We start from the raw sequence: 26,836 nt of genomic DNA, 5'->3' as shown, positions 1-26,836 counted from the left end.
CCGGGAATAACCGGAGACAGTCCCCTGTTAAGGCCGGAACGACAGCACACGGCCCACAGCAGGAGGCACCCCACCGTGGCGGCAGACGAGACACCCGGCGACGAGATACGCGGCGCTGCGCAGGGCGGCGCCCCCGTCCCCCTCTCCGTACTGGACCTGGTCACCGTGGGGGCCGGCCGCACCGCCTCCGACGCGCTGCGCACCAGCGTCGAGCTGGCCCGCCTCGCGGAGGCCCGCGGCTTCCACCGCTACTGGGTCGCCGAGCACCACTCCATGCCGGGCGTGGCCTCGTCGTCCCCGGCCGTGATCCTGGCCCATCTCGCCGCCCACACCGACCGCATCCGGCTCGGCTCGGGCGGTGTGATGCTGCCCAACCACGCCCCGATCGTGATCGCCGAGCAGTTCGGGACGCTGGAGGCGATGGCCCCGGGCCGGATCGACCTCGGCCTCGGCCGCGCCCCCGGCACGGACGGCGCCACGGCCGCCGCCCTGCGCCGCACGGACCGGCTGAACGAGGGCGCCGACGACTTCCCCGAGCAGCTCGCCGAGCTGACCCGCTTCCTCGACGACGACTTCCCCGACGGGCACCGCTACCGCCGTATCCACGCCGTGCCGGGCCCGGTCCAGGCCACGTCCCCCGGCGGCGTCCAGTCCCCGCACCGGCCGCCGCTCTGGCTGCTCGGCTCCTCCGGCTTCAGTGCCCGCCTCGCCGGTGTCCTCGGGCTGCCCTTCGCCTTCGCGCACCACTTCTCGGCGCAGAACACCCTCCCCGCCCTGGATCTGTACCGGGAGTCCTTCCAGCCGTCCGCCGTGCTCGACAAGCCGTACGCCCTCATCGGCGTCTCCGCCCTCGCCGCCGACGAGGAGAAGGAGGCCCGCCGGCAGGTGCTGGCCGCGGCCCTCAGCATGGTCCGGCTGCGCACCGGCCGCCCCGGCCTCGTGCCCAGCCCCGAGGAGGCGGCGGCCTACGAGTTCAGCCCCATGGAGCGCGACTTCGTCGACTCCTGGAACGCCAACGTCATTCACGGCACCCCCGACGAGGTCCGCTCCGGCCTGGACGACCTCGCCAAGCGCACCGGCGCCGACGAGCTGATGATCACGGCCAACGCGCACGGCGGTGACGTCCGCGTCCGCAGCTACGAACTCATCGCCGACGCCTACGGGTTGCCGACGCCCGCCTGAACGTCCGGCGTGCCCAGCAGCTCGGAGATACGGTCCGGCGACACCGGGCGGGAGTACAGCCAGCCCTGTCCGGTGTCGCAGCCGATGCGCCGCAGCCGGACCGCCTGGGCCGAGGTCTCCACGCACTCGGCCGTCACGGTCAGCCCGAGCCGGTGCGCGAGCTGGATCATCGCCTCGACCACGACCTCGTCGGCGGGGTTCGAACGTGCGGCCGCGTCCCGGTCGTCGTACTGGAAGCCCCGCACGAAGGAACCGTCCAGCTTCAGCACCGACACCGGCAGCCGGCTCAGATACGCGAGGTTCGAGTAGCCCGTGCCGAAGTCGTCGATGGCGATGCGCACGCCCATGTCGCTGAGCGACTTCAGGGCCTGCAGCGGCCGGCCGCCCGAGCCCATCACCGCCGACTCGGTGAGCTCCAGCTGGAGCAGGTACGGCGCGAGGCCCGTCTCGGCCAGGGTCTCCGCCACGTCCGCCACCAGGTCCGAGTCCCAGACCTGGCGGACCGCCACGTTGACGCTGACGAAGATCGGCGGCTCGTCCGGGTGCTCCCGCTGCCAGCGGCGGGCCTGCCGGCAGGCCGTACGCAGCACCCAGCGGCCCAGCGGGACGATCGATCCGTCCTCCTCGGCCAGCCCGATGAACCGATTCGGCGTCAGTACGCCGAACTGGGGATGATTCCAGCGGATGAGCGCCTCGACGCCGTGCAGCCGGTCGTCCTCCATGCCGACCAGCGGCTGGTACTCGAGCTGGAACTCGCCCCGGTCGATGGCGGGCCGGAGCGTGGAGGCGAGGGCCTGGCGGGTCATGCGGTGGGCGTTGCGCTCCGGGTCGAACAGCGTCCAGCGGGCCTTGCCGTCGGCCTTCGCCCAGTACAGCGTCGTGTCCGCCGCCTGCACCAGGGCGGTCGGGGTGGTGCCGGCCGCGTGCCGCTCCACGACCCCGATCGACGCCGACACCGACAGCCGCTGGCCACAGATGTCGAAGGGGTCCTGGATCGCCCGCAGCACGGCTTCGGCCAGCTCGGCCAGTTGTTCGGTGCCCGTGGAGTCCTCGACGAGCAGCGCGAACTCGTCACCGCCGAGCCGGGCCACCAGCGGCGTGCTGGTGCGGGCGAAGCCCGTCTCGTCCGCGCAGCGCCGCAGACGCTCGGCGACGGCGGCCAGCAGCCGGTCGCCGACGCGGTGCCCGAGGGTGTCGTTGATGGCCTTGAAGCCGTCCAGGTCCAGATAGCACAGCCCGATCCGGCCCGTGCCGCTCTGCTCGTACGACTCGGCCTCCAGTGCGGCCGACAGGCGTTCGAAGAACAGCGTGCGGTTGGGCAGCCGGGTCACCGCGTCGTGCATCTGCAAGTGCCGCAGCCGGGCCTGGAGTTCCCGGCGGGAGCTGATGTCGGCGACGGACATCAGTACGCCCCGGTCCTCGGCGGGCAGCGGGGCGACCGTCACCTGCACCCACAGCGAGTGCCCGTCTGGGTGCTTGAGACGGCGGGTGCAGCGCAGCCGGGACTGCCGGCCGCGCAGCACCTCGCGGTAGGCGTGCCAGGTGCGGGCGTCGGAGGTGAGGTCGACCAGATCGGCGGCGACGGCCCCGGCGAGTCCGTCCGGGGCGGTGCCGAGCAGCGCGGCGAGTGAGTCGTTGGCGCTGACGACCATGCCCTCGCGGTCCACGACGGCCATGGCGAGCGGGGCGGCCGTGAAGACGGAGCGATAGGGCGACTGCGACAGGTGCTCGGTACAGGGGTTCTCGGTACGGGGGGACGTATCGATCTCACTCTCTGTGACGACCGGCCGGTCGAGGTCTGCCGCGGGCGTAGGCCCTTCGGAGGTTCCGCTCACCGCTCGCTCCCGCATGTATTCGATCTCTGTCCGTGCAGGAAAGGTCAGGAAAGTGTGCCGATCATAGAGGCTGGCCCCAGGGCCTTCCAGCCGGTGTCCAGTGTTCCCGACCAACCGGCCCTTCTGCCAGATCGTTTCTGCTCGCACCTGGACGGCTTCTTCAGGCCCCCGACCAGTTGTGACATTCCGTGAGTGCTTCTGGGGTGTCGGCTTCCGCGATTTTTCGGCTCCTTCACCCGACTGGTGCAGGCAAACAGGGCGCAGTACTACAAATCACCACAGGCTGGGTGCGGTGTCCCGCGAACCGTACCCGGAGGTATCCGTGCCGCGTCAGTTCTCGCGCGCCCGACTGCGCAGTACCGCGGCCGTGTTCACCACCATGTCGGCCCTCGCCGCCACCTCCCTCGGCACCGGCCACTCGGCCGCAGGGTCCGACTCGGCCGAGCCCTGCGCACTGACCCGCACCGACGCCCACCACTCGGAGGGCCTGGACACCTGGAACGCCGCCTATCCGCGCCCGGCCCGGTCCCTGGACGCGGTCATGGTCTTCCTGTCCTTCCCGGACGCCCGCCCGCTGACCACACCGCAGGAACTGACCGCCGACCACTTCCCGGACACCACCCGGTTCTTCGAGCGGGCGTCCTACGGCCGCTTCACCCTGCGCCCCCATCCGCTCGGCCACTGGATCCAGATGCCGCGCCCCTCCACGGCGTACGCCATACAGCGCGACTGGAGCGCCGAGCACCGGGCCGCGTATCTGCGGGACGCGCTCTCCGCGGCCGACCCGGAGGTCGACTTCTCGCGCTACGACGTCGTGTACTTCGTCGCCGACCCGGACGCGCCGGGCGTGGACTCCGACGCGACCAAGGTCGTCAACCTCACCAGCCCGCTGCGGGCCGACGGCACCGACCTGCGCCGGGTCGTCACGGTGTTCGAGCAGCATCCGCCGGACCGGCTCGTCCTCGCCCATGAGACCGGGCATGTCTTCGATCTGCCCGACCTCTACCACCGGCCCGCCGACGGCAAGGGCGACTGGGACACGCATGTCGGTGACTGGGACCTGATGGGCAGCCAGTTCGGACTCGCCCCCGATCTGTTCGGCTGGCACAAGTGGAAGCTGGGCTGGCTGAATCCGCGGCAGGTGCGTTGTGTGCAGGACGCCGGGCCGGCCCGGCTGACCCTGGAGCCGCTGGCGGCGGCGCCCGGGGTGCCGGTCTCGGGCGCCGCCGGGGCGCCGGTCCTCGGTCTCGGGCGGGGCACCAAGCTCGCGGTGGTGCGGACGGGCCCTGACAGCGTGCTCGCCTTCGAGGCGCGGGGGCCGGTGGGCAACGACGCGGCCGCGTGCCGGCAGGGGGTGCTGGTGTACCGGGTGCGGGGCGAGGCGCAGTCCGGGGGCGGGCCCATCGAGGTGATCGACGCCCACCCGCGGACCGAGGCGTGCTGGGAGAACTCGGTGTACCCGCCCCTCGCGGACGCGCCGATCGCCCTCGGGGAGAGCTTCACGGTGCCCGGGGAGGGGGTGCGGGTGGAGGTGGAGGGGCGTACGGCTTCGGGGGCGTGGACGGTGAAGATCATGGTGGGCCGCTGAGGGCGTCCCGGACACGCGAAAGGCCCCCTCGCTCTCGCGAGGGGGCCTTTCACCGTCTGTGCGCCGCCAGGGACTCGAACCCCGGACCCGCTGATTAAGAGTCAGCTGCTCTAACCAACTGAGCTAGCGGCGCCTGCTGACGTCGTAGACCTTAGCACCCTGGTCGGCGGGAGGAAAAATCGAAATCCGCACCGCCGAACGGGCCGCCCGCACGGCCGCCCACAGCAGGACTTCGGGGCCCGGGAGCCAGGGCTGCCGGGTGTCGGGGGCGACGAGCCAGCGGGAGCCGGAGCGGGCGGGGGAGGGGGGCTTTGCCGATGCGGGGATGGTCACGGCGTCGCCCGTGCCGTGGCACAGCAGCGGCGGTACGGCGTCCGCACGGCCGGTCTCCCCGCCGTCGCGGTCGTGCGTGCCCCACTCCTCCCACTCCAGCAGCGCCGGCAGCCGCTGGGCCGTGCCCGGCGCGGCGAACAGCAGCATGCGGCCGCGGAACTCCGCGACCGGGCCCGAGCCGGGGCCGCCGTCCCACAGCCGGTCGAGCATTCGCCGCCCGAATACCGAGGGTGCGCTGACCACGTCGAAGGCCGTCCCGCAGGGCAGCACGATCGGCGCGTCCGGCCGCTCCTCCCAGAGGGAGAGCGTGCTGCGCGGATACGTTCCTGCCGAAGCGAGCCAGGCGGCTCCGTCCGGGGTGACATGGGAGGCGTTCCATCCGCTGCTCATGACATCTACATGTACCGGCCGTGAGCATGTGGTTCCCGAGAGTTGTGGGAAACCGGGACAGGAGGGGGCGGGAGGGAGTATCTTGCCTGCCTGGCATATGCCACGTAGATCACACCGGGTCGACGGGCCCCCGGCCCTCGACACCGCCCCGCAGCAGGTCCCGGCCGAACTCGACCATCTTCTTGGCGTAGTCCTCGGTCCACTCGGCCCGCTCGGCGATGTCCGCGGTCGTCAGCCGGTCGAACCGCCGTGGATCGGCCAGCTGCGCCGCCGCGATCGCCTGGAACTCCAGGGCCCGGTCCGCCGCTGCCCGGAACGCCAGCGTCAGCTCCGTCGACCGGGCCAGCAGGGCCCGTGGGTCGTCGATCGACTCGAGGTCGAAGAAGTGCTCAGGGTCGGAGGCCGCCTCCGCGGGCTCGAAGAGCAGGGGCGCGGGGCGTAGCCGCGGTTCGTTCCGACGCGGCGTGGGCTCCGCCATGTCTTCTCCTCCTCGTACGTCGCGCACGGCCCTCCCGGTGGAGTGGGCCACCGTCCATTGTCTCGCGGGCGCGCAAGTGGGCATCGCGGGAGTGGGTACGGCTGCCACACCACTCGGCGTTCGCCGGGGATGCCGGAACCCATCATGTTCGGCCACGTTACGAACGTCACACCACGTGTGGGTCTGCCCGTGCGGGCTACGGGCGCCACGTCACGCGGTGCTCTGCCAGAAGGGCCAGCACCGCGTGATTCGCCTCCCACCCATCAGGGAACTTCACCACCGTCCCCAGCTGTACCGGCTCCGTGGACGGATAGTCGTCCAGCAGGTCGCTCACTCCCGCCCGGCACACCACGACGCAGGCGTGCCGATGGCGGGAGGCCAGGACGCAGAGGCGGCCTGTCTCCAGGTGGAAGGCGGTGGCGTCGGGGCGGCCGGAGAGGGGGTGCAGGACCACCGTGACGTCGTACTCACGGCCCTGCAGCCGGTTCGCCGTGTCCACGACCACGTCGGTGACGCCGAGGTCCGCCAGAGCGGAACGCACCGCCGCCGCCTGGTCCCGGTGTGCCGTGCCGACGGCGATCCGGTCGGCGGTGAGGGGCGACGGGTCCGGTGAGCGCTCCGACGTCGCCGCGCCGTCCCGGTCCAGCAGGCGCCGTACGACCGTCGCCACCGCCCGTACCGCCTCCGGGTCGGTGCGCGGGGTGTGCCGCGCGGGCAGTTCCAGCAGGCCCCAGCCCGATACGGCCGCCTCGTCGATCACCCGGTCCGGACCCGAGCCGTCGGAGGGGACGGCGAAGGACAGGGCGCGATCGCCCGGGCCGGTGCCGCTGCGGAACGGCGTGAACGGGTAGAAGGCGTCCGAGACCAGGGGAGCCGCGGAGGCCGGGAGCCGCCAGGAGACCGGCAGCCGGTGCTGGGGCAGATCCGGGTTGTGCGCCAGCAGGGTCGTGACCGCCGAGGCCGACGGATCGTAGGCGAGGCCCGCCCACTGCTCGCTGCCCACGATCGCGAACGGGTCCAGCTGCCCCGGGTCGCCCACGAACAGCGCCCGCTCGAACAGCCCGGCCACCGCGAGCAGCGCGTCCGAGCGCATCTGGTACGCCTCGTCGACGATCGCGTGCCGCCACGGTTCGTCGACCTTCACATGCGCCCACTTCGCCGCCGTCGAGAGCACCACGGCCAGCCCTGCCAGGTCGCCCGCCTTCGCCGACTTGCGGACGTTCGGCAGATCGTCGAGCGCCTTGTCGTACGGGTCGGCGTCGCTGCTGTGCAGCCGGCCCACCGGCAGCTCGGGGTTCTTCTCGGCGAGCCTCAGCACGAGGTCGTCGACCTGGGCGTTGGTCTGCGCGACGACCATCAACGAGTGACCGGCCTCGGCGAGTTCCAGGGCCGCGCGGACGACCAGCGTGGACTTGCCGGCACCGGGCGGGGAATCGACGACCACTCCGCGCGCGGTGCCGTACAGCGTGTCGTGGAGGATCGCGTCGGTGGCCTGTGTCGCGGCGGCGGAGGGGTCGAAGACCGTCGTCACAGCACATCCTCCGCGGTCACCGGGTCGGCCGACTCCAGCGCCGGCTCACCGGGAGGCCCGCCGTGCGTCCACGGCGTCTCCTCCGGGTCGGGCAGCTTCGCGCCGCCCCGCTGCTCGTGCTCGAAGAGCGTGAAGCAGACCCGGTCGCCCTTCTCCGGTACCGATCCCGGCTCGGGCTCCTTGCCGCGGCCCATCTTGTCGAGGACCCGCAGCACGACGTACGCGCCGTCCTCCCCGTCCGCCTCCTCGTCCCCGACGAACTCCGCCGACTGCGGCTTCCCGCCCAGCGACCGGTACACCTTCGTCCGCTCCCCGAGCTGCGGCCGGTCGTCCGTGCGGACCGTGACCAGGGGGCGCGGGTTGGGCCGCTTGCTCTCGCTGTACGCCATCACGACGTCGGTGACCTCGCCCGCGAACGCCTCCCCGGACAGCCGCCGTCCGGCCATCACCAGCGGATCGTCCAGGGCCTCCTGGGCCTCCAGCCGGGCCTGTTCGCGCTCGCGTGTGGCGAGCTTGTTCGCCGCGGTGACCGCGTCGTCGCGGCGCGGCTGCGGGGGCTCGCCTGCCAGGACCCGGTCGCGGTGGCCGGTGAAGGACCAGCGGTCGCGCGTCCACCGCTCCTCGGCATGCGTCCCCGCGGGCAGCTCCCGCAGCAGGTCCAGGCCGCGCCAGATCGCGTCCCAGGTGGGCCGGGTGCGGCTGAGCACCAGATCGCGGATCTCCCGCTCCGCCACGGTCAGCGAGCTGAGCCGGTCGTCGGCCTCCATGCCGTCCTCGGCGACGGCATGGGCCGTGCGGGCCCGGTCGTAGCGCTCGATGGCCGGGGCGAGCAGCTTGTTGTCGAACGCCGGGTCGGTGGCCGGACCGGCCGGGGGACACGTCAGCTGGCCGCGGTCGTCCCGCTCCAGCTCGGCCCGCAGCGCGGCCTCGGCGCCGGACAGGCCCTGCGGCGGGTCGATCCAGGCGAGCAGCGCCCCCAGGTGCTGGTCCTCCAGGGTGGACTGCCCGGTCGCCCAGTGCCGGCCCAGGACGTCGGTCATCGCCAGCAGCAGCGAGGAGCCGGGCACCCGGGCCCGCTCCCCGAAGTGCGTCAGCCACCGTCCGAGCAACGGCACCCGGGGCGGCGCCGGATAGGGCGCTTCCGGGTCCTGTTCCGCCGTACGCCGGAAACGCGTGGAGCGCCCGAGCAGCCGCACCAGGTCGATGCCCGCGCGGCTCGGCACGATCAGCTGCGGGGCGTCCGCGCACAGGTCGACCTCGACCTTGACGCGCTTGCCGGTCTCCGGGTCGGTCTCGGTGCGCTCGGCGGCCTCCACGACCTCGGCGTAGGCGTCGACGTACGGCAGCACCACGTCGGCCAGTTCGGCCAGGAACGCGAATCTGAGGTCGCGGTCGCGGGGCTGCGGGACGACCAGGAGGCGCGGCGCGTCCCGGTCGGTGCCGACCAGGGCGCCGAGCGGGGCACCGGCCTCACCGGCGGTGATGAGCGGCACGAACACCAGCGGGCGGTCGCCGAGATGCCGGTGCCGGACGGTGGCGGCGGGCTGGGCGCGCCCGGTGCTGACGGCCTCCAGCCGGGCCAGGGTGGAGATCAGCGACACGCCGCCTCCAGGGCCTCCGCGCGCAGGGCCGCCGCCCGCCGCAGCGCCGCCACCGCCGGGTCGCCGGGGTCCCCGGCCTCCCCGCGGGCCGCCGCGAGGACGTCCTCCACCGTCTCGAGGCCGCCCAGTTCCGCTCGCGCCGGGCGGCCGAGCGTCGTCACCGCGCCCGCCTCCCGGGACCGGCCCCGGCAGTGGAAGGCCAGCTCGCACGCGGACAGGCACTCGGGCGCGTACGTCGCCGGGACCGACTCCACGGCGGCCGTCAGCTCGTCGGCGGGCAGCTCGGGGGAGAAGCATGTGCCCTCGGGGAGCTCGTCGGCGATGTCCTCGATACGGGTCAGCCGGGCCAGCTGGCGGGCCGTCACCGCACGCTGCTTGCGGATGTCGACGGCGGACGCGGCCGGCAGGTTGGAGAAGTCCCGGGGACAGACGAGCAGGATCCGGTGCCGCACGCGCGGGGCCGGAGCCGTGCCCTGGGCGCTCCGCCTCCGGGGCGCCTCAGCCGGTGTCGAGGGGACGATCGTGCTCGACCCTTCGGGCCTCCGCCCGCTCGCTTCCTCGTCACCGGCGCGCCCCTCCGGCTCCGTGCCGAGATGCTTCGCGACCTCCTCCAGCGCCAGCACATACACCGCCGCCTGCCGGGCCGCCGCCCCGACCTTCGCCGGGTCCGCCGAACCGTCCAGCAGTGGGAAGGACTTGATCTCGACCACGGTCCAGCTGCCGTCCGGGTGCACCACGACCGCGTCCGGCTCCAGGAACGCCGGGGAGCCCGCGACGTCCAGCGCGAGCATCGGGTGGTCGAGCAGCGTCCACACGCCCGGGTGCGCGGTGGCCTCCCGCAGCTCCAGCGCCGTACGGGCCGTGCGCCCCTGGGGGCCGGTCGCGGTCAGGTCGGGCACCCGCGCCTCGGTGGGCGGCTCGGCGGCCCGGTCCAGCTTCTCGTGCACCAGCCGCAGCAGCTCCGCGCCGCCGTCGGCCTTGACCCGCGCCTCGAACGCGTTGCCCCGGGTGAGCGCGAACTGGGACTGCCCGAAGGCCGACGGCGCACCCAGCGCGCTCGCCAGGGCCGCCTTGTTCACCCCGGCACCGTCGAGGATCGCGCGCCGCGCACAACCGGGGTTGGCGGCCAGTGCCGCCAGAGCGCGCGCGTCCAGTGCCTTCGCGGGTACGTCGGGCCCGCGCAGCTCAGCGAGCCGCTGCCGGAGCGCCGTCCCCCGCGTCCTGGGGAGAGGCACTCGGCTCGGCTCCCGCTCCGAACCGCGCATCGCGCTGCCGTGGAATTCGCTCACCCGCGGAAGTCTGGCATCCGGCACTGACATCCGAGGAACCCGCGGCGGAAGAGGCCGCGGAATTCGCGGCGGAAACGGCGGAGGCGGATGCGGAAGCGGTGCCCGCCGCGACCGGGGCGACCGGCGCGAACCGCGGCAGGAACCGAGCCCTGACCCGGTCCGCCGTGCGCATCACCAGCGGCGCCAGCAGCAGTCCGACGCCCATGACGGCCGCGCCCGCGAGCGCGTCGAGGAAGTAGTGGTTGGCGGTGCCCATGACCACGATCGTGGTGATCAGCGGGTAGGCGACGGCGGCCGTCTTCGCCAGGCGCGTACCGCCGTAGCGCCACAGCATCACTCCGCACCACAGGGCCCAGCCCACGTGCAGACTCGGCATGGCCGCGTACTGGTTGGTCATGCCCCCCAGGCCCCGCGGGGCGCTCGCCTCGCCGCCCCACCAGCCGTAGGAGCTGTACTGGGCCATCGTGTCCACGAAGCCGTGGCTCGCGTCGAGCAGCCGGGGCGGGCAGGTGGGCAGTAGGGTGAAGCCGATGAGACCGACGAACGTCGACGTCCACAGCCAGGTGCGCGCGGCGCGGTAGCGCACGGTCCGGGAGCGGAAGAGCCATATGAGGATCGCCGGCGTGACCAGGTAGTGCAGCGACGCGTACCAGAAGTCCGCCGGTATGCCTATCCACGCCTCGTGCGTGAAGAGGCGGTTGAGCGGGTGCTCGGCGTTGAGATACAGCGCCTTCTCGATGCGCAGGATCGCCAGACCGTTGTCGACCGCCCCGGAGACGTCGCCCCGCACGAGGAGCCGGCCCGCCGAGTAGCACGCGTACACCAGCAGGATGAGCGGCAGCTCCGTCCACCAGCGCAGCCGGGGCGCAGGGGCCGCCTCGGTGCCCGGTGTCTCGGTGTGCGGCATCCGATCGCCCTCCCCCTTCGTCGTCACGGCTCCCCGCCGGCCGGTCGTGCCACCCTACGGTGCGTGTGCGCGCCCTGGGGGCGCCCTCCGGACCTCAAAGACGCAGAGATCGCCCCCCGGGTTGCCCGCGACCAGGGTGCGCGATGATGGAGGAGTTCCGCTCGCGTTTTCTCCCGGGAAGGTCCCCCATGGCTCCGCGCGTCCTGCTGGCCCGGCACGGACAGACCGAGTGGTCCCTGTCCGGCAAGCACACCGGCAGGACCGATGTACCCCTCCTGGAGGAGGGCAGGCGTGGTGCCAAGCTGCTCGGCGAGCGCCTGCACCGGGCGCCGTACGACGGACTGCCCGGCGTCGAGGTGCGCACCAGCCCGCTGTCACGCGCGCGTGAAACATGTGAACTGGCCGGTTTCGGCGACCGCGCGCGTGTCTGGGACGCGCTGCTGGAGGTCGACTACGGAACCTACGAGGGCATGACCCCGGCGGACATCCAGGCCGTCCGGCCCGGCTGGCTGATCTGGCGCGACGGCGTCCCCGAGGGCGAGACCCTCGCCGAGGTGACGGCCCGGGCGGACGAGGTGGTCTCCTGGGCACGCTCCGAGGACCGTGACGTCCTGGTCTTCGCCCACGGGCACATCCTTCGCACCCTCGGGGCCCGGTGGCTGGGCCTGCCGATCGACTTCGCGGCCCGGATACGGCTGAATCCGACGTCCCTGTCGGTGCTGGGCTGGGCGTACGGCGAGCCGGCGCTCGAGAGCTGGAACGACATCGGGCACCTCGGGTAACTAGTAGTGCTTCGTTAGGTTCTGGGCTGTCTGTGGCTTCTTCGGGGGTTGGGCAGGGGGCGTCCGCAGGTGGTGCAGGTACCGGTCCAGCACCTCAGCAGGTCCTGAAGAACGTCGAGGACCTGATAGAGGGTCAGGCCGGTGTGCGGACTTTTGGGTCGAGCCGCCTGAGGGTGAGGAACGCCTGGGCGGCGGTGACCAGGGTGACGTGGTGGTGCCAGCCGCGCCAGGTGCGGCCCTCGAAGTGGTCCAGTCCCAGGCCATGCTTGAGCTCGCGGTAATCGTGCTCGATCCGCCAGCGCATCTTGGCCCACCGCACCAGGTCAGCGGCCGGTGTGGTGGCGGGCAGATTCGATATCCAGTAGTCCGTCGGAGTGTCCTGGCCGTCTGGCCACTCGACGAGGAGTGTCTGGACGGGCAGGACACCGTCCCACTGGTTGCGGCCGCCGCCCGCCGCCTGGGCTGCGGCCAGGGACTGCTTGCCCGCGGGCCGCACTGCCAGCACCGCGAACCGCGAAGTCATCGCGCTTTTGCTGCCCTGCCTCCAGGTCACCTCGGTGAACCGCTCCGCACCCGCCTCCGCTGCGAGGACGGAAACGGCTCGCGGCGAGGTGCGGTAGCGGGCAAGGGTGGGCGGTCCGAGCCCGCCATAAGCAGGCTGGTGCGGCTCGGTATTCTCCGGGTGAGCGACTTCCTTCCCGTTCAGGGCCAGAACATAGGACAGCCCTCGCTCCTCAAGGCCGAGCCGGAAGGGGGTGCTGACGCCGTATCCGGCGTCGGCGACCACGACCGGCGCCTTCAACTGCCAGTTGGCGAGTGTGTCCAGTAGACCGAGCGCGAGGCGCCACTTCTCCTGGTGCACCACGTCGTCGGGGACTCCTGCTCTGCGGCATCGGTCCGGCTCGTCCGTCCATTCACGCGGCAGATACAACTGCCACTGCAACGGGCACGAGGCGGTGTCGGTGGCGGCATGGACACTGACCGCGACCTGGCAGTTCGCCCGTTTGCCGAGTGCTCCGCAGTACTGGCGGGCCACCCCCACCGACGCCTTGCCGCACTTGGGCAACGACACATCGTCGATCACCCACACCTCGGGCCTGACAACTTTGGACAGCCGCTCGGCGATCCGCCGCCGCACCGGTAACGGGTCCCACGGCGACTGATTCACGAACTGCTGCAGGGCCTGCATGTTCCCGTCCGGCAGACGCTCGGCCATCGGCTGGATCGACTTGCGCCGGCCATCGAGCATCAGGCCCCGCAGATAGCACTCACCCCACCGCCGCTGATCCCGCCGCGGAAACGACCCGAACACATCGGCAACGAACTCCGACAACTCACCCCGGAGCCGTTCCACCTCCCCCAACTTCACCCTGGGAGGCTGCCCACAACCAGCCGAGATCACTCAACGTAACGAAGCACTACTAGGGCCTGTCGTTTGGATCACGCCGCAGACGCGGGGTCCGGCACGCGCATCTGCCGCGTTGTCGTCGGTTGCCGATGCTCCGCATCGCCGCCCTCCTCCGCCTTGCAACTGCACGCACCAGACCCCGCTCACCGGCGATTTCCAGGAACCGTCAGTTTCCTGCGACCTGATCCAAACGACAGGCCCTAGGTGACCCTCGGGGCCGACGCGTGCCTCTCCAGGAACGCCGACACCCCGGAAGCCCGGCGATGCGGGAGCAACACCCGTGCCGTGGCCGCCAGCATCGTCTGGATGCGGGACGACTGGACCTCCTCCAGCAGATCCAGCACTTTCATCCCCGCCACCGCCGCCTCGTCGGGGCGGCCGCCCCGCGCGAGGTCGTCCGCCAGTTCCGCCGTGTACAGCGCGATGTTCCGCGTGAAGTGCGGATCCTGGAGGTCCGCCGCCCGCCGTGCGTGCCGTGCCGCCCGGCGCCAGTCGCCGAGCGTGGACCAGCACTGCGCCTCCAGACCTTCCAGTTCGGCCTCTCCGTAGAAGCTCATCCACTCGGGGTCGGCCTCCGAGGTGCCGCGGTCGAAGAGGGTCTGTGCCCGGGCCAGTGCCTGTTCGCAGCCGACGCGGTCGGCGAGTCCCGCCCAGCCGCCCGCCTCGCGCAGCGCGAGCAGCGACATCAGCCGGGGCGAGGCCACGGGCCGGGCGACGCGCTGCGCGGCCTGGGCCGCCCGGACCGCCTCGCGCGGCCGGCCCGCGTCGCGCGCGAGGAACGCCGTATTGCAGAAGGCGTGCGCCTCCAGGCCCGGATCGCCGGTCATCCGGGCAGTCGCCAGCGCCTCCGCGTAGTGGGAGCGGGCGTCGTCGAAGCGTCCCGAGTCGTGGGCCAGCCAGCCCACGGAGATGGCCAGTTCACCGGCGCCGGAGTAGAGCCGGTCCGCCGTGGTCCGCCGGGTCGCGCCGGCGTCCAGCAGGGCGTAGGCGGCCCGCAGCGGGGCGGCCGCGCGGCGGTAGAGGCCGTCGGCTCCGTGCCGGTCGTCGAGCAGCCGGATGCGGCGGACCGCTTCTTCCAGGGCACCCGCGTCACTCGACCCGGCGCGTCGCACGGGGCGCTGCGCCGCCGCGGCGTCGAGGGAGAGGCCGACGGGTCCCAGCGAGGCGGCGGCCACGGTGGCGCCCCCGCTGGTCATGAATGCGCGACGTAGCACGTCGCTCTCCTCGTAGGTGTCGTGCGGGTGGTACGGGTCGTACGGGTTCTGCGTTTCATACGGCTCGCACGCCCCGCTGGTCTCACTCGTGGCGTTCGCCGGGTTCGTGGTGCACGTCAGGGGCGCGTCCTCGGTGTCGCGCGCCCGGCGTCCGCGTACCGAGGAGCGGGGCGCGAACCCCAGGTCGGTGAGCGTGCGGCCTGGGAACATATGTAGGAACACCCGTTCGTACGCGTAGTTGGGGCAGCGGATCTCGCCCGCCTCGACGCGGCCGATGTACCGCGCGTCACAGCTGACCTGCTCGCCGATCTCGAGGGCGGCCCGGCGGATCACCGCGGCGAACTCGGCCGGCGAGCGCTGTCCGCGCAGGTGCCGGAAGGCCAGGTTCGGCCGTGGCGGCCGATCGGGTGGGGACGAGGTCACTGTTGACGACGCCATGGCCGGGTCCTCTCGTGCGAACCGTCGAACCATGCCGGAAATGGGGAGACTTGTACACATTGCCCGTACATCCTTGCCCTGTGTCCGGCGAGCAAGAACGTACCTGCTGTGTCGGAGCCGTCACGCTGGGTTTGGCTACAAACCGGATATCTCATACGTGATCTGCCATGAACTGCCATCCTTTGCGGCTGACTTCCGCCGTAGCCGTTGACGGGCGGCCGCGTTGAACCCCGCGGACCGGGAGGAGACCGGGATGGAGATCAGCTGCGATGTCGTGACGGTGCCGGCCCGGCAGGGGCTGGAGGCGGTCGACATCCTGCGGCGTGGCACCGCGGAAGCCGTCGGGCCCGTCCTGCACGACGACGGGGGCGGCACGCTTGGCTTCCTGGTGCCGCCGGGGACGGCCGCGGCGTGGGACGTGCCGGGGAGCACCTGCACCGGGACCGGCGGGCGCGGCACGACCCTGGCCCCCGAGCCGCCGGTGGTGGGCTCGGACTGGCTGCTGCCGCCCGGCGAGACGGACCTCGCGACGGACCCCGCGGTGCTGCGCGAGGCCCTGGGAGAGGCGGCCCGGATGATCAAGGCGGCGGACAGCTGCCGCTGAGGCGCCGGAGTGGCCGCCCTGGGCGTATGCCCCGCTTACCGGCCCGACCCCGATAATGACCCCATGGGTAAGTCGAGGAGCGGCCGGCGCAGACAGGCCGACGCGGAAGCCGTCGTCGAGAGCGTCGACGGCGGGCTCGCCGAGCTGATCCCCGACCGTGACCGGGTCCGCGCCTGGACCCTGGTGATCGACGGAGCCCCGCAGTCGCACGTCGACCTGGACGATCCCGCGTATCTGTCCTTCGAGTACCAGCGCCGGCTCGGGCACGTCGTCGACCTCGCCGCTCCGCCCGGCCGGCCCGTGCACGCCGTGCACCTCGGCGGCGGCGCCTTCACCCTCGCCCGCTACGTGGCCGCCACCCGGCCGCGCTCCACTCAGCAGGTCGTCGAACGGGACGCCGCCCTCGTGCGACTGGTCCGCCGAGAGCTGCCGTTGGATCCGAACGCGCGGATCCGGGTGCGGTCCGTCGATGCCCGCGAGGGCCTCGCCAAGGTGCCGGACGGCTGGGCGGATCTGGTCGTCACCGATGTGTTCAGCGGGGCCCGGACACCGGCCCATCTGACCTCGACCGAGTTCCTCGACGGAGTCCGCAGGGCCCTCAAGCCCGGCGGTGTCTACGCCGCCAACCTCGCGGACGGGCCGCCGCTGGCCCACCTGCGAGGCCAGATCGCCACCGCCGCCGCCCGTTTCGAGGAGCTGGCGCTGGTCGCCGACCCTACGGTGCTGCGCGGCAAGCGCTTCGGGAACGCCGTCCTGGTCGCCTCCGGCCATCCGCTGCCCGTCGCCGAACTGACCCGCCGCGCCGCCTCCGACCCGCATCCGGGCCGGGTCGAGCACGGCAGGACGCTCACCGACTTCACCGGCGGCGCCGTGCCCGTGAGGGACCTCGAGGCGATGGCGTCCCCGGCGCCGCCCGCGTCGGTGTTCCGATGACCCCGCACGGGACGTGACCCCGTACGGCACTCCGCATGTCGCTCAGTAGGTCCCGACCTCCACGCGCGGCGGCCCGTCGTGCCAGGTGCAGAACACCGACACCCGGTCCGCGCCCGAGGAGAACTCCACGCGGATCCATGACTCCGTCTTCCACACCTGCATCGACCAGCCCGCCCCGGGGGTCGCCGAGACCAGTGCGGCGGAGGCCCGCCCGAGGTCGAAGACGGCCCGGCCGCCCTCGGTGTCGTAGCTCTTGACCTCTCCGGGAACAGAGGCGGCGGCGGGGGCCGTGGGGGAGGGGCTGGACGGCTTCGTGGGGGTCGGGCTCTGCTGCCTGGAGGCGGGCGGTGTGCTCGGGGTGCGCCGCGGCGGACTCGGACGCCGAGTCGGCGTGGCCGACTGCTCCGGCTCCTGCCTGGTCACGTCGGCGGCCTTGATGGGCAGGGCGCGCGGCGGGTCGTAGGCGGTGCCCGCCATCACCGTGTGGACACCCCACCACGACAGCGTGACCGCCGCGCCCGTGGCGAGCAGCCAGGCCAGTACGTGTACGAGTCCTCTGCGCATCGCGGGCCATACTGCCCCACGCGTCCCATGAGTTGTCCACAAACGAGAGTTGTCCACAGGCCCGCACCGGGCTGTTCGAGATGGCGTACGGTGCGGCGCATGGCACGTGTACTCGTGGTCGAGGACGACCAGTTCGTACGCTCGGCGCTCATCCGGCACCTGACCGACGCCTCGCACATCGTGCGCAGCGTGGGTACGGCACTGGAGGCGCTGCGCGAGGTCGCCCATGTCCGCTTCGACGTGGTGATCCTGGACCTCGGGCTGCCCGACCTCGACGGGTCCGAGGCCCTGAAGATGCTGCGCGGCATCACGGACGTGCCGGTGATCGTCGCCACGGCCCGGGACGACGAGACGGAGATCGTCCGGCTGCTGAACGCGGGAGCGGACGACTACCTGACCAAGCCCTTCTCGGTCGAGCACCTGTCGGCCCGCATGGCGGCCGTGTTGCGCCGGGCCCGCTCCGGAGCGGGCGGGGAAGAGCCGTCCCCGGTGATCCTGGTCGGCGGTCTGACCGTCGACCCGCTGCGGCGCCAGGCCGAGCTGGACGGCGCACGGCTCGACCTCACCCGCCGCGAGTTCGACCTGCTCGCCTTCCTGGCCCGCCGGCCCGGCGTCGTCGTCCCCCGCAAGGAGCTGCTCGCCGAGGTGTGGCAGCAGTCGTACGGCGACGACCAGACCATCGACGTCCATCTGTCCTGGCTGCGCAGGAAGCTGGGGGAGACGGCCGCGAATCCGCGCTATCTGCACACCCTGAGGGGCGTCGGTGTGAAGCTCGAACCACCGGGTGCGGAGGTGTCGCGATGAGGTGGGCCCTGGTCAAGGTGTCGCTGGCGGTGACCACCATGGTCGTGCTCGCCTTCGCGGTGCCGCTCGGACTCGTCATCCGCGAGATGGCCCGGGACCGCGCCTTCTCGGGCGCCGAGCGGGAGGCCGCGGCCGTCGCCCCCGCCCTGTCCATCACCACCGACCGCGACCAGCTCGAGCGGGTCGTCGCCTCCGCCGGCTCCGACGCCGGGATGGCCGTGCACATACCGGCGGGCGACGGCCAGGACGCCATCGATCTCGGGCGGCAGCGCGCCGCCGGCCAGGACATCGAGGCCGTGCGGAAGCTGGGCCGCGCCTCCACCACCGGTGTCACCGGCGGCTCGACGCTGCTCCAGCCGGTCGCGCTGAGCACCGGCGAGATCGCGGTCGTCGAGGTGTACGTACCGGAGTCGGAGGTCACCAACGGCCTGGGCACGGCCTGGGCGGTGCTCGCCGCTGTCGGTGTCGCGCTGATCCTCGGCTCGGTCGCGGTCGCCGACCGGCTGGGCGTGCGAATGGTGCGGCCCGCGAGACGCCTGGTCGAGGGGGCGCATGAACTGGGGGAGGGCAAGCTCGGCTCCCGGGTGCCCGAGGAGGGCCCGACCGAACTGCGCCTCGCGGCGGTCGCGTTCAACTCCATGGCCGACCAGGTCGTCCAACTGCTGGCGAACGAGCGGGAGCTGGCGGCCGACCTGTCCCACCGGCTGCGCACGCCCCTGACCGTGCTGAGGCTGAACACCGCCTCGCTCGGCGAGGGGCCGGCCGCCGACCAGACCCGGACCGCGGTCGAGCAACTGGAGCGCGAGGTCGACACCATCATCCGTACGGCCCGGGATGCCAAGCCGCAGACGGCCGCGGCCGGTCCGGGCGCCGGGTGCGACGCGGCCGAGGTGGTCCGGGAGCGGATGGCGTTCTGGTCGGCTCTGGCCGAGGACGAGGGCCGCAAGTGGCGGGTGGCCGGGGCGGAGCGGCCGGTGCGCATACCCGTGGCCCGCGCCGACCTGGCCGCCGCGCTCGACGCGCTGCTCGGCAACGTCTTCCGGCACACCCCGGAGGGCGCGGCCTTCGCGGTCGACCTGCACAACGGCGAGGACGCGGTGATCGTCCTCGTGTCCGACGCGGGCCCCGGCATACCCGACCCGGAGGCCGCCATGGCGCGGGGCCGCGGCTCCGGGAGCGACGGCTCGACCGGGCTCGGCCTGGACATCGTGCGCCGGCTCGCCGAGTCGACCGGCGGGGACGTACGGATCGGCTCCTCCGTGCTCGGCGGGACCGAGGTGCGGATCTGGATCCAGCCGGCCGGGAGGGCACCGGTCGGCAGGGGACCGCGCGGAGCGGTGCGGCGCCGACGGCCCGGCAGGCTGGCCGCCGCCTACCACCGCTCCCGGTCCTCTCACTGACCCTGCCGGAACGCCCGGTGCACGGGTCGGTCACGTTTCGACAAACGAAGCCTACGGCTCTTGACGCATGACCGGACATACGGCTGTTATTGCGCCACCGTGTTCGGTCAAGTTGATTTCTGGTCGATTACGACCGGGTTTCACGCCACACCCTCGTGGCCGAACCCTGCACTCAGGAGCCGTTCATGCACGACCTCTCTTCCTCCGGACTCGCTCTCCCCGCTCCCAGTCGCCGTACCCTGCTGCGCGGCGTCGGTGGCGCCGCCCTGCTCGGCGCCGGCATACCCCTGCTGAGCGCCTGCGGCGGCAGTGGCGCGGCTGCCGATCCGAAGACGGTCAGTCTCGGGTCGAACTCCTCGGACGCGGTGCCGAAGAAGGCGTTCGCGGAGATCTACGCCGCCTTCACCAAGAAGTCCGGCATCAAGGTCGATGTGAACACCAAGGACCACAACACGTTCCAGGAGCAGATCAACTCCTATCTGCAGGGCACGCCGGACGACGTGTTCACCTGGTTCGCGGGCTACCGGATGCAGTTCTTCGCGTCGAAGAAGCTCGCCACCCCGATCGACGACGTGTGGCAGAAGATCGGCGGGGACTTCCCCGAGGCGATGAAGAAGCTCAGCAAGGGCGAGGACGGCAAGTACTACTTCGTGCCGCTGTACACCTACCCGTGGGCGGTCTTCTATCGCAAGAGCGTCTTCGCCCAGCACGGCTACGAGGTCCCCACCACCTGGGACGATTTCGTCGCCCTGTGCAAGCGGATGAAGAAGGACGGGCTGGTCCCGATCGCCTTCGGCGACAAGGACGCCTGGCCGGCGATGGGCACCTTCGACCAGCTCAACTTCCGCACCAACGGCTACGACTTCCATGTCGAGCTGATGGCGGGCAAGGCCTCCTGGACCGACGCCAAGGTGCGCAAGGTCTTCGACCACTGGACGGAGATCCTGCCCTTCCACCAGGACGGCGCGGTGGGCCGCACCTGGCAGGACGCGGCGCAGACGCTGGTGGCGAAGAAGGCGGGCATGTATCTGCTGGGCACCTTCGTCGGCCAGCAGTTCACCGACAAGGCCGACCTGGACGACCTGGACTTCTTCGCCTTCCCGGAGATCGACCCGGCCTACGGCCAGGACACGGTCGAGGCGCCCACCGACGGCTTCATGCTCTCCAAGGCGCCGAAGAACAGGGCGGGCGCGGTCAAGCTGCTGGAGTACCTCGGCACCCCTGAGGCCGAGCAGATCTACCTCAAGGCCGACTCCAGCGTGGTGGCCGCTTCCACCAAGGCCGACACCTCCTCCTACACCGCGCTGCAGAAGAAGTCCTTCGAGATGATCTCCAACGCGAAGAGCCTGACGCAGTTCATGGACCGCGACTCCCGGCCGGACTTCACGTCCACGGTGATGCAGCCCGCGCTGCAGAACTTCGTCCGCAACCCCAAGAACGTCGACAGCATCCTCGCGTCGATCGAGCGCCAGAAGAAGACGATCTTCGCCTCCGCATGAGCACCGACACCACCACCGAGAGCCCGGAGGCGGCCGCCGAGCCGTCTCCGGGTACCGTCCCCCGCAAGAGCCCGACGGGCCACCGTCGCCTCCTCACCCGCCGCGACCGGATCACGCTCGGTCTGATGGCGGGCCTTCCGACGATCCTGCACGTCGCCCTGGTGTGGCTGACGGCGCTGGCCTCCATCGCCCTGGCCTTCACCAGCTGGAACGGCATCGGCTTCGACTCCATCCAGTGGGTCGGGCTGCAGAACTTCAGGGAACTGTTCACCAGCAACCCGCAGTTCTGGCCGGCCGTCGAGCACAATGTCGTCTGGTTCGTGGTCCTCATCCTGCTGCCCACGCCCTTCGGGCTGTTTCTCGCCGTGCAGCTGGACAAGAGGATCCGCTTCAGCCGCGTCTACCAGACCGCGTTCTTCCTGCCGGTCGTGATGTCGCTGGCGGTCATCGGGTTCGTCTGGCAGCTGGTCTACAACCCCGACACGGGCCTGATCAACAGTGTCATCGGCGCCAACAAGCCCGGCCACTACATCGACTGGATCGGCGACCCGGACCTCAACCTGTGGGCCGTACTGGTCGCCGCTTCCTGGCGGCACGCCGGCTACATGATGATCCTGTACCTGGCCGGCCTGAAGGGCGTCGACCCAGCCCTGCGCGAGGCCTCCGCCCTGGACGGCGCGGGCGAGTGGCAGACGTTCAAGAACGTCGTCTTCCCCACCCTTCGGCCCACCAACACCGTCGTCCTGGTCGTCACCATCATCGAGGCGCTGCGCGCCTTCGACCTGGTCTTCGTCTTCAACAAGGGCGCCCAGGGCACCGAACTGCTGTCGATCCTGGTGACCAACAACATCATCGGCGAGTCCAGTCGCGTCGGGTACGGCTCCGCCATCGCCGTCGTCCTGCTGGTGATCTCGCTCGCGGTGATCATCCCGTATCTGATCGCCACCTTCCGGAAGGAGCGGCGCGCATGAGCACCGTGAGCGCACCGGTCAAGCAGCGCACCCCGATCCGCCCGGCCCGGGTCCTGCTGCACACCTTCCTCGTCGTCACGGCGCTCGCCTGGCTGGCGCCCCTGCTGTGGGCGCTGCTCGCGGCGATGCGGCCGTACGCGGAGACCAGCGAGAAGGGCTATGTCTCCTGGCCCGACAAGCTGACCCTCGACAACTTCACCAACGCGTATCAGCAGTCCGACATGACGCACTACTTCGTGAACACCCTGATCATCGCAGTCCCGGCGGTGCTGCTGACGCTGCTGCTGTCGTCGATGGTCGCCTTCTACGTCAGCCGCTTCGACTTCCGGGTCAATCTGTCGCTGCTGCTGCTCTTCACGGCGGGCAATCTGCTGCCCCAGCAGGTCATCATCACCCCGCTGTACCGCCTGTACCTGCTGATCGACCTGCCCGGCATCACGATGAGCGGCAAGCTCTACGACTCCGCGCTCGGCCTGGTGCTGATCCATGTGGCGTTCCAGTCCGGCTTCTGCGCGTTCGTGCTCAGCAACTACATGCGCTCACTGCCGCACGAACTGACCGAGGCCGCCCTGGTCGACGGCGCCTCCGTCTGGCGGCTGTACTGGCAGATCGTGCTGCCCCTGTGCAAGCCCGCGATGGCCGCCCTCGCGACGCTGCTCTCCATCTGGATCTACAACGACTTCTTCTGGGCCATCGTGCTCATCTCCACCGGCGAGAACATGCCGATCACCTCGGCGCTGAACAACCTCTCCGGCCAGTACTTCACCGACCCCAACCTGGTCGCCGCCGGCGCCCTGCTCACCGCGATCCCGACCCTGATCGTGTACTTCGTGCTCCAGCGCCAGTTCGTCAGCGGCCTGACCCTGGGGGCCAACAAGGGCTGACCCGCCCACGCGACCGGGTGGGGGAGGTCAGCGCCTGGAAAACACCGGCGTCCAGCGGCCGCTGTAGTGGAGGTCGGCCTTCCGGAATCCGGAGAGCGGAGTGACACTCTCTCCGTCCAGGCTCACCAGGACCAGCCGGTTGCGGAACTCGCCCTTGCCGGGGTCGCACCGCTCGGGGTCGCATCGCCATGCGATGAGCGAGTCGTCGTCGGCCCAGGCGAGCAGTTGCTGGCCGGGCACGAGCGCGACACGTCTGCCGTTGTTCGCGTCCAGCACCTCGGAGACGATCCGGCCGTCATCGCCCGCGAACTTCCCCGTGACGAGCTTCTTGCCGGGGGAGAGGAGAGCCCCGGGAGCGCCCAGTCTCGCCTCCTGCTCCGGAGCTGGCACCTCCTTGCCGTGCATGTCGTAGAACACCTTGCCCGTCCTGTTCGCCCAGGGCTCCCACAGCAAGGTGCTGTCACGGCTCCACATGAAATCCTGGCGTCCGCCCCGGGGGTGGGACCCGCTGTCGTCCTTCCTGGGCGGCCGCTCGGTGAAGTCCGCCCGGCCGGCGGTGACGTCGACGACATAGAAGCCGGTCCGGCTCGGCTCGGACCCAAGAGCATCGGGATCGCGGCCGTAGGCGGTCGCCACCAGGCGCTTGCCGTCGGGGGAGAACCGCACCCCGCCCACACTCCGGTCCACCCCGCCCACACCCCGGTCCACCTCGATCCAGCGCTCCACCTTGTGCGTGGCCAGATTCAGCAGTCCGATGCGGTCGACCGGCAGACCGCGCTCCAGCACCGCGGCGGTCTTCATCCCGGGAGCCACGTCGAGCCAGGCCCAGTCGGTCTTCCGGTAGCGGCCGGTGGTGGTGTCGAGCAGACTCCACTCGTACGCGACGGCGCCGTCCCCTCCGGCTGCCGCACGGATCTCGCGGTGAAGTACGCCGAGAGGGCGACCCTCCCCGCCGCGATGCGGTCCCGCGGTGGCGACTGATCCGGATGCGCCCTGACGTCCGGGGCCGGAAGCCCGCCGGCGGACCGCTCCGGCGAACCGTCATCGCCGACCGTGGCCAGCGACACCGCCACGCCGCATGCGACGACCGCCGCGACAGCACCGGCCACCACGGTGCCTCGGACCGTCGTCTTCATCTACTCGTTGAACCACTCGGACTTCACGTCGTACCCGTCGCCGTTCCACGAGAGCTGCATCTGGTACGAGCCGAACTGGCCGACGTCGTAGCCCTTCTTGCCACAGCCGGAGTCGCCGCCGTCGGTGATATAGAGCTTCTCGTTGTGGTTGTTGTCGATCAGGCGACCCGAAACTCCATGGCCGTCGGCCTTCGTGTCGCAGACCTTGAACACGTCTCCGTCGTCGATGAAGGTCATCGTGCCCCGGCCACCCGGAAGCGAGATTTTCTTGTCGCTGTCGAGCGTGGAGAAATCGGAGGCCTGAGCCGTCGACGTGGTGCCGACGAAGACCGTGGCCACAGCCGCACCAGCCATGGCTATACGGGTGAACGATCTGAACACTGAACTTCCCTTTCGCCGCAGGACTGCTGAGCGGCCCCACGGCCCCCGCCCTGATCGACATCGACCTTAGACACAAGATGATCAAACGGGAATCGAATTCAGGTCATGTGCGACTTACCGGAATTCGGAATTCCAAGAAACAGCGGGGCGCGGCACCCCCCGTCGGGTGCCGCGCCCCTTCCCCGCTCCCCCAGGGGGTGGCCTACGCGGCCGGCTCCAGTGGCGGCAGCGCCCCGGTGCGCGCCGCCTTCCCGTACCACAGGGCGCTGGACTTCGGTGTCCGCTGGAGCGTCGCGTAGTCCACGTACACCGCGCCGAAGCGCTTGCCGTAGCCGTACGCCCACTCGAAGTTGTCCAGCAGGGACCACAGGAAGTAGCCGCGGACGTCCGCGCCGTCGGTGATCGCGCGGCGGACCGCGGACAGATGGCCGTGGAGGTAGGAGACCCGCTCGGGGTCGTGCACCCGGCCGTCCGAGTCGATCTTGTCGTCGTAGGCCGCGCCGTTCTCGGTGATGTACAGCGGCAGGCCCGGCGCCTCCCGGGTGTAGCGCATGATCAGCTCGTGCAGACCGGTCGGGTCGATCGTCCAGCCCATCTCCGTGCGGTCACCCGGCGTCTGGTGGAAGGCGACATCGCCCGCGGCCGGCCACGGCGAGTGGTCGCTCGCCCCGTGGCCGTCGGCACGCGGCGCCTTCGCCGACGCGTCCGCCGCCGAGACCAGCGCGGGCGTGTAGTAGTTGAGGCCCAGCGCGTCCAGCGGCTGGTTGATCAGCGTCAGATCGCCGTCCAGGACGTAGTCCCAGTCGGTGAGTTCGGCCGTCGCCGCGTACAGCGACTCGGGGTAGGCGCCGTGCAGGATCGGGCCGTGGAAGACCCCGTTGGCCAGGTCGTCGATCCTCCGGGCCGCCGCCAGGTCCGCCGGGCTCTGCGAGAGCGGCCGCACCGTAGCGGAGTTGAGAGCGATCGCGACCTGGTTGCGGGCCGGCATCACCGACCGCAGCGCCGACGCGCCCAGCCCGTGCGCCAGGTTCAGATGATGCGCGGCACGCAACGAGGCCGCCGAATCCGTACGGCCCGGCGCGTGCACCCCGGACGCGTAGCCCAGGAACGCGCTGCACCACGGCTCGTTGAGCGTCATCCACTGCTCGACGCGGTCGCCCAGCGCCTCACCGACGATCTGCGCGTACTCCGCGAAGCGGTACGCCGTGTCGCGCTCCGGCCAGCCCCCCGCGTCCTCCAGATCCTGCGGCAGATCCCAGTGATAGAGCGTGACGGCCGGCTTGATGCCCTTGGACAGCAGCTCGTCGACCAGGCGGCGGTAGAAGTCCAGGCCCTTCTGGACGGCCGGGCCCCGGCCGGTCGGCTGCACCCGCGACCACGAGACGGAGAAGCGGTAGGCGCCCAGGCCCAGGTCCGCCATCATCGCCACGTCCTCGCGGTAGCGGTGGTAGTGGTCGACAGCGATGTCACCGTGGTCGCCGCCGACGGTCTTGCCCGGCGTATGGCTGAAGGTGTCCCAGATCGACGGCGTCCGGCCGTCCTCCCGCACCGCGCCCTCGATCTGGTACGCGGAGGTGGCCGCGCCCCAGACGAAGGCGGGAGGGAAGGTCACCGGAGTGGCCGGGTTCTCGGAGTCAGGCATGGAAGCGCTCCCATTGGGTCGTGGAGACCGACGAGTGGAGGGGGAAGGGGGGAGAGGGAGGGAGGAACAGGGGCCGGAGCGGCACTGGTCCGGCCCCCTGGTGAACGGGCGAGGGCGTCAGCCCTTCACGGCGCCCTGCATGATCCCGCCCACGATCTGCTTGCCGAAGATCGCGAAGACGATCAGCAACGGCAGCGTGCCGAGCAGCGCGCCCGCCATGATCAGGGACTGGTCGAGGGTGTATCCACGGCCGAGCCCCGCGACCGCGACCTGCACGGTCGGGTTGCCCATCTGGGTCAGCACCAGGAACGGCCACATGAAGTCGTTCCAGGTCTGCACGAACGTCAGCATCCCGAGCACGGCCATCGCCGGCCGCGCCGCCGGGAACACCACGTGCCACACCACGCGCCAGCTGCTCGCGCCGTCGACCCGGGCGGCCTCTATGATCTCGTCCGGCAGCGCCTGGATCAGGTACTGCCGCATGAAGAACACACCGAACGCGCTCACCAGCGACGGAAAGATCACCGCCTGCAACTGGTCCGTCCAGTCGAGCTTGGCGACCATCATGTACAGCGGGATCACGCTCAGCTGCGGCGGCACCATCATCGTGCCGATCACGATCAGCATCAGCGCGCCACGGCCCCTGAACCGCAGCTTGGCGAAGGCGAAACCGGCGATCGTCGACAGGAGGACGACGACCAGCGCCGAAACACCCGCCACGATCGTGGTGTTGAAGAACGCCTCTCCCAGATTGGCTTCCGTCCAGGCGATCTCCAGCTTGTCGAACAGGCCCGAGCCGAACCAGAACGGCGGCGGCGTCTCGGCGAGCCGCTGGTTGTCACGCGAGGCGGCGATCGCCGTCCACACCAGCGGGAACAGCGAGACGATGGTGAACACGATGAGGATCGCGTAGGCGATCGGACCGCCGTGCAGCTGCCCGCCGGCTCGCGCGGACTTCGGCAGACGCGGGCGTTTGGACTCTTTCACGGGCGCGCCGGGCGTCGGCACGTCGGGGGGCGTCACAGTCGTCGTCACGGCCACC

24 protein-coding genes and 1 tRNA gene are annotated in these 26,836 nt (G+C 71.3%); 10 read left to right on the top strand and 15 right to left on the bottom strand.

Annotated elements, in window-relative coordinates; translation table 11 throughout:
* The first annotated feature begins 75 nt into the window (after positions 1-75).
* Positions 76-1,182, top strand: coding sequence for an LLM class flavin-dependent oxidoreductase (locus ACQEV8_RS16225; protein ID WP_432960781.1), 1,107 nt, complete (start codon positions 76-78; stop codon positions 1,180-1,182).
* Here ACQEV8_RS16225 and ACQEV8_RS16220 read toward each other — a convergent pair.
* On the bottom strand, positions 1,158-3,032 hold the full coding sequence (locus ACQEV8_RS16220) for a putative bifunctional diguanylate cyclase/phosphodiesterase (protein WP_432960779.1): 1,875 nt from the start codon (positions 3,030-3,032) through the stop codon (positions 1,158-1,160). The two genes, ACQEV8_RS16225 and ACQEV8_RS16220, sit on opposite strands and share 25 nt — an antisense overlap.
* 277 nt (positions 3,033-3,309) lie before the next feature.
* Between ACQEV8_RS16220 and ACQEV8_RS16215 the strand changes: the two genes are divergently transcribed.
* Positions 3,310-4,605 carry a M6 family metalloprotease domain-containing protein gene (locus ACQEV8_RS16215; protein WP_432960777.1) on the top strand — a complete coding sequence of 432 codons (1,296 nt, stop codon included), beginning with the start codon at positions 3,310-3,312 and terminating at the stop codon, positions 4,603-4,605.
* 59 nt (positions 4,606-4,664) lie between these two features.
* Here the strand turns inward: ACQEV8_RS16215 and ACQEV8_RS16210 are convergent.
* The 7 genes from ACQEV8_RS16210 to ACQEV8_RS16180 all read right to left on the bottom strand — a co-directional run bounded on the left by ACQEV8_RS16210 (position 4,665) and on the right by ACQEV8_RS16180 (position 11,134).
* A tRNA-Lys gene (locus ACQEV8_RS16210) sits at positions 4,665-4,738 on the bottom strand.
* Positions 4,729-5,328, bottom strand: coding sequence for a bifunctional DNA primase/polymerase (locus ACQEV8_RS16205; protein WP_432960775.1), 600 nt, complete (start codon positions 5,326-5,328; stop codon positions 4,729-4,731). The genes ACQEV8_RS16210 and ACQEV8_RS16205 overlap by 10 nt, the downstream gene beginning before the upstream one ends.
* A 109-nt stretch (positions 5,329-5,437) precedes the next feature.
* Positions 5,438-5,806 carry a hypothetical protein gene (locus ACQEV8_RS16200; protein WP_031107874.1) on the bottom strand — a complete coding sequence of 123 codons (369 nt, stop codon included), beginning with the start codon at positions 5,804-5,806 and terminating at the stop codon, positions 5,438-5,440.
* A 196-nt stretch (positions 5,807-6,002) separates the two neighbouring features.
* On the bottom strand, positions 6,003-7,337 hold the full coding sequence (locus ACQEV8_RS16195) for an AAA domain-containing protein (protein WP_432960773.1): 1,335 nt from the start codon (positions 7,335-7,337) through the stop codon (positions 6,003-6,005).
* Positions 7,334-8,938, bottom strand: coding sequence for a hypothetical protein (locus tag ACQEV8_RS16190; protein WP_432960771.1), 1,605 nt, complete (start codon positions 8,936-8,938; stop codon positions 7,334-7,336). The genes ACQEV8_RS16195 and ACQEV8_RS16190 overlap by 4 nt, the downstream gene beginning before the upstream one ends.
* Positions 8,929-10,173 (bottom strand): hypothetical protein, encoded by a 1,245-nt coding sequence (locus ACQEV8_RS16185; protein ID WP_432960769.1) that lies wholly within the window; start codon positions 10,171-10,173, stop codon positions 8,929-8,931. The genes ACQEV8_RS16190 and ACQEV8_RS16185 overlap by 10 nt, the downstream gene beginning before the upstream one ends.
* Positions 10,124-11,134 carry a phosphatase PAP2 family protein gene (locus tag ACQEV8_RS16180; protein WP_432972724.1) on the bottom strand — a complete coding sequence of 337 codons (1,011 nt, stop codon included), beginning with the start codon at positions 11,132-11,134 and terminating at the stop codon, positions 10,124-10,126. Before ACQEV8_RS16180 ends, ACQEV8_RS16185 begins: the two co-directional genes overlap by 50 nt.
* Before the next feature lie 188 nt (positions 11,135-11,322).
* On the opposite strand from ACQEV8_RS16180, the gene ACQEV8_RS16175 reads away from it, so the two are divergent.
* Positions 11,323-11,916 carry a histidine phosphatase family protein gene (locus ACQEV8_RS16175; RefSeq protein WP_432960767.1) on the top strand — a complete coding sequence of 198 codons (594 nt, stop codon included), beginning with the start codon at positions 11,323-11,325 and terminating at the stop codon, positions 11,914-11,916.
* A 133-nt stretch (positions 11,917-12,049) separates the two neighbouring features.
* Here the strand turns inward: ACQEV8_RS16175 and ACQEV8_RS16170 are convergent, their stop codons facing one another.
* A complete protein-coding gene (locus ACQEV8_RS16170; protein WP_432960765.1) occupies positions 12,050-13,285 on the bottom strand; it encodes an IS701 family transposase in 1,236 nt (411 codons plus the stop codon).
* A gap of 239 nt (positions 13,286-13,524) precedes the next feature.
* Positions 13,525-14,976 carry a hypothetical protein gene (locus tag ACQEV8_RS16165; RefSeq protein WP_432960763.1) on the bottom strand — a complete coding sequence of 484 codons (1,452 nt, stop codon included), beginning with the start codon at positions 14,974-14,976 and terminating at the stop codon, positions 13,525-13,527.
* A 253-nt stretch (positions 14,977-15,229) separates the two neighbouring features.
* Here ACQEV8_RS16165 and ACQEV8_RS16160 point away from each other — a divergent pair, with 253 nt between their 5' ends.
* Both ACQEV8_RS16160 and ACQEV8_RS16155 read left to right on the top strand, forming a co-directional pair.
* A complete protein-coding gene (locus tag ACQEV8_RS16160) occupies positions 15,230-15,580 on the top strand; it encodes a hypothetical protein (RefSeq protein ID WP_432960761.1) in 351 nt (116 codons plus the stop codon).
* Between the two features lie 63 nt (positions 15,581-15,643).
* Positions 15,644-16,513, top strand: a complete 870-nt coding sequence (locus tag ACQEV8_RS16155) for a spermidine synthase (RefSeq protein WP_432960759.1) — start codon at positions 15,644-15,646, stop codon at positions 16,511-16,513.
* A 42-nt stretch (positions 16,514-16,555) separates the two neighbouring features.
* Here the strand turns inward: ACQEV8_RS16155 and ACQEV8_RS16150 are convergent, their stop codons facing one another.
* Positions 16,556-17,077, bottom strand: a complete 522-nt coding sequence (locus ACQEV8_RS16150; protein ID WP_432960757.1) for a hypothetical protein — start codon at positions 17,075-17,077, stop codon at positions 16,556-16,558.
* 99 nt (positions 17,078-17,176) lie between these two features.
* Between ACQEV8_RS16150 and ACQEV8_RS16145 the strand changes: the two genes are divergently transcribed.
* The 5 genes from ACQEV8_RS16145 (at position 17,177) to ACQEV8_RS16125 (ending at position 22,635) form a co-directional block, all read left to right on the top strand.
* Positions 17,177-17,881, top strand: coding sequence for a response regulator transcription factor (locus tag ACQEV8_RS16145; RefSeq protein ID WP_432960755.1), 705 nt, complete (start codon positions 17,177-17,179; stop codon positions 17,879-17,881).
* Positions 17,878-19,281: a sensor histidine kinase gene (locus ACQEV8_RS16140; protein ID WP_432960753.1), complete on the top strand. Its 1,404-nt coding sequence runs from the start codon at positions 17,878-17,880 to the stop codon at positions 19,279-19,281. Before ACQEV8_RS16145 ends, ACQEV8_RS16140 begins: the two co-directional genes overlap by 4 nt.
* A gap of 185 nt (positions 19,282-19,466) precedes the next feature.
* Entirely contained in the window at positions 19,467-20,780 is a 1,314-nt protein-coding gene (locus ACQEV8_RS16135; RefSeq protein WP_432960751.1) for an ABC transporter substrate-binding protein, read from the top strand.
* Complete coding sequence (locus ACQEV8_RS16130; RefSeq protein WP_432960749.1) at positions 20,777-21,751, top strand: carbohydrate ABC transporter permease; 975 nt, start codon at positions 20,777-20,779, stop codon at positions 21,749-21,751. The genes ACQEV8_RS16135 and ACQEV8_RS16130 overlap by 4 nt, the downstream gene beginning before the upstream one ends.
* Complete coding sequence (locus ACQEV8_RS16125) at positions 21,748-22,635, top strand: carbohydrate ABC transporter permease (RefSeq protein WP_432960747.1); 888 nt, start codon at positions 21,748-21,750, stop codon at positions 22,633-22,635. Before ACQEV8_RS16130 ends, ACQEV8_RS16125 begins: the two co-directional genes overlap by 4 nt.
* A 27-nt stretch (positions 22,636-22,662) precedes the next feature.
* On the opposite strand, the gene ACQEV8_RS16120 is transcribed toward ACQEV8_RS16125, so the two are convergent.
* From ACQEV8_RS16120 to ACQEV8_RS16105, 4 genes are all read right to left on the bottom strand, one after another.
* Positions 22,663-23,436, bottom strand: a complete 774-nt coding sequence (locus ACQEV8_RS16120) for a hypothetical protein (RefSeq protein WP_432960745.1) — start codon at positions 23,434-23,436, stop codon at positions 22,663-22,665.
* A 335-nt stretch (positions 23,437-23,771) separates the two neighbouring features.
* On the bottom strand, positions 23,772-24,125 hold the full coding sequence (locus ACQEV8_RS16115) for a hypothetical protein (protein ID WP_432960743.1): 354 nt from the start codon (positions 24,123-24,125) through the stop codon (positions 23,772-23,774).
* A 229-nt stretch (positions 24,126-24,354) separates the two neighbouring features.
* Positions 24,355-25,794, bottom strand: coding sequence for a GH1 family beta-glucosidase (locus tag ACQEV8_RS16110; RefSeq protein ID WP_432960741.1), 1,440 nt, complete (start codon positions 25,792-25,794; stop codon positions 24,355-24,357).
* A 117-nt stretch (positions 25,795-25,911) separates the two neighbouring features.
* A complete protein-coding gene (locus tag ACQEV8_RS16105) occupies positions 25,912-26,829 on the bottom strand; it encodes a carbohydrate ABC transporter permease (RefSeq protein ID WP_432960739.1) in 918 nt (305 codons plus the stop codon).
* Positions 26,830-26,836 lie beyond the last annotated feature (7 nt).

The sequence above is a fragment of the Streptomyces sp. CA-179760 genome (assembly GCF_050937045.1).
In the GTDB taxonomy this organism is placed as follows: Bacteria; Actinomycetota; Actinomycetes; order Streptomycetales; family Streptomycetaceae; genus Streptomyces.
Note: the sequence above shows the minus strand (reverse complement) of the source record. Positions and strands in the feature narration are given on the sequence as shown.

Excerpts from the sequence above, each read along its gene's own strand:
- ACQEV8_RS16125 (WP_432960747.1), top strand. The coding sequence starts at position 21,748 with ATGAGCACCGTGAGCGCACCGGTCAAGCAGCGCACCCCGATCCGCCCG.
- ACQEV8_RS16130 (WP_432960749.1), top strand. The coding sequence starts at position 20,777 with ATGAGCACCGACACCACCACCGAGAGCCCGGAGGCGGCCGCCGAGCCG.
- ACQEV8_RS16110 (WP_432960741.1), bottom strand. The coding sequence starts at position 25,794 with ATGCCTGACTCCGAGAACCCGGCCACTCCGGTGACCTTCCCTCCCGCC.
- ACQEV8_RS16155 (WP_432960759.1), top strand. The coding sequence starts at position 15,644 with ATGGGTAAGTCGAGGAGCGGCCGGCGCAGACAGGCCGACGCGGAAGCC.
- ACQEV8_RS16140 (WP_432960753.1), top strand. The coding sequence starts at position 17,878 with ATGAGGTGGGCCCTGGTCAAGGTGTCGCTGGCGGTGACCACCATGGTC.
- ACQEV8_RS16165 (WP_432960763.1), bottom strand. The coding sequence starts at position 14,976 with ATGGCGTCGTCAACAGTGACCTCGTCCCCACCCGATCGGCCGCCACGG.
- ACQEV8_RS16220 (WP_432960779.1), bottom strand. The coding sequence starts at position 3,032 with ATGCGGGAGCGAGCGGTGAGCGGAACCTCCGAAGGGCCTACGCCCGCG.
- ACQEV8_RS16145 (WP_432960755.1), top strand. The coding sequence starts at position 17,177 with ATGGCACGTGTACTCGTGGTCGAGGACGACCAGTTCGTACGCTCGGCG.
- ACQEV8_RS16150 (WP_432960757.1), bottom strand. The coding sequence starts at position 17,077 with ATGCGCAGAGGACTCGTACACGTACTGGCCTGGCTGCTCGCCACGGGC.
- ACQEV8_RS16180 (WP_432972724.1), bottom strand. The coding sequence starts at position 11,134 with ATGCCGCACACCGAGACACCGGGCACCGAGGCGGCCCCTGCGCCCCGG.
- ACQEV8_RS16120 (WP_432960745.1), bottom strand. The coding sequence starts at position 23,436 with ATGAAGACCGCCGCGGTGCTGGAGCGCGGTCTGCCGGTCGACCGCATC.
- ACQEV8_RS16200 (WP_031107874.1), bottom strand. The coding sequence starts at position 5,806 with ATGGCGGAGCCCACGCCGCGTCGGAACGAACCGCGGCTACGCCCCGCG.
- ACQEV8_RS16115 (WP_432960743.1), bottom strand. The coding sequence starts at position 24,125 with ATGGCTGGTGCGGCTGTGGCCACGGTCTTCGTCGGCACCACGTCGACG.
- ACQEV8_RS16175 (WP_432960767.1), top strand. The coding sequence starts at position 11,323 with ATGGCTCCGCGCGTCCTGCTGGCCCGGCACGGACAGACCGAGTGGTCC.
- ACQEV8_RS16205 (WP_432960775.1), bottom strand. The coding sequence starts at position 5,328 with ATGAGCAGCGGATGGAACGCCTCCCATGTCACCCCGGACGGAGCCGCC.
- ACQEV8_RS16160 (WP_432960761.1), top strand. The coding sequence starts at position 15,230 with ATGGAGATCAGCTGCGATGTCGTGACGGTGCCGGCCCGGCAGGGGCTG.
- ACQEV8_RS16135 (WP_432960751.1), top strand. The coding sequence starts at position 19,467 with ATGCACGACCTCTCTTCCTCCGGACTCGCTCTCCCCGCTCCCAGTCGC.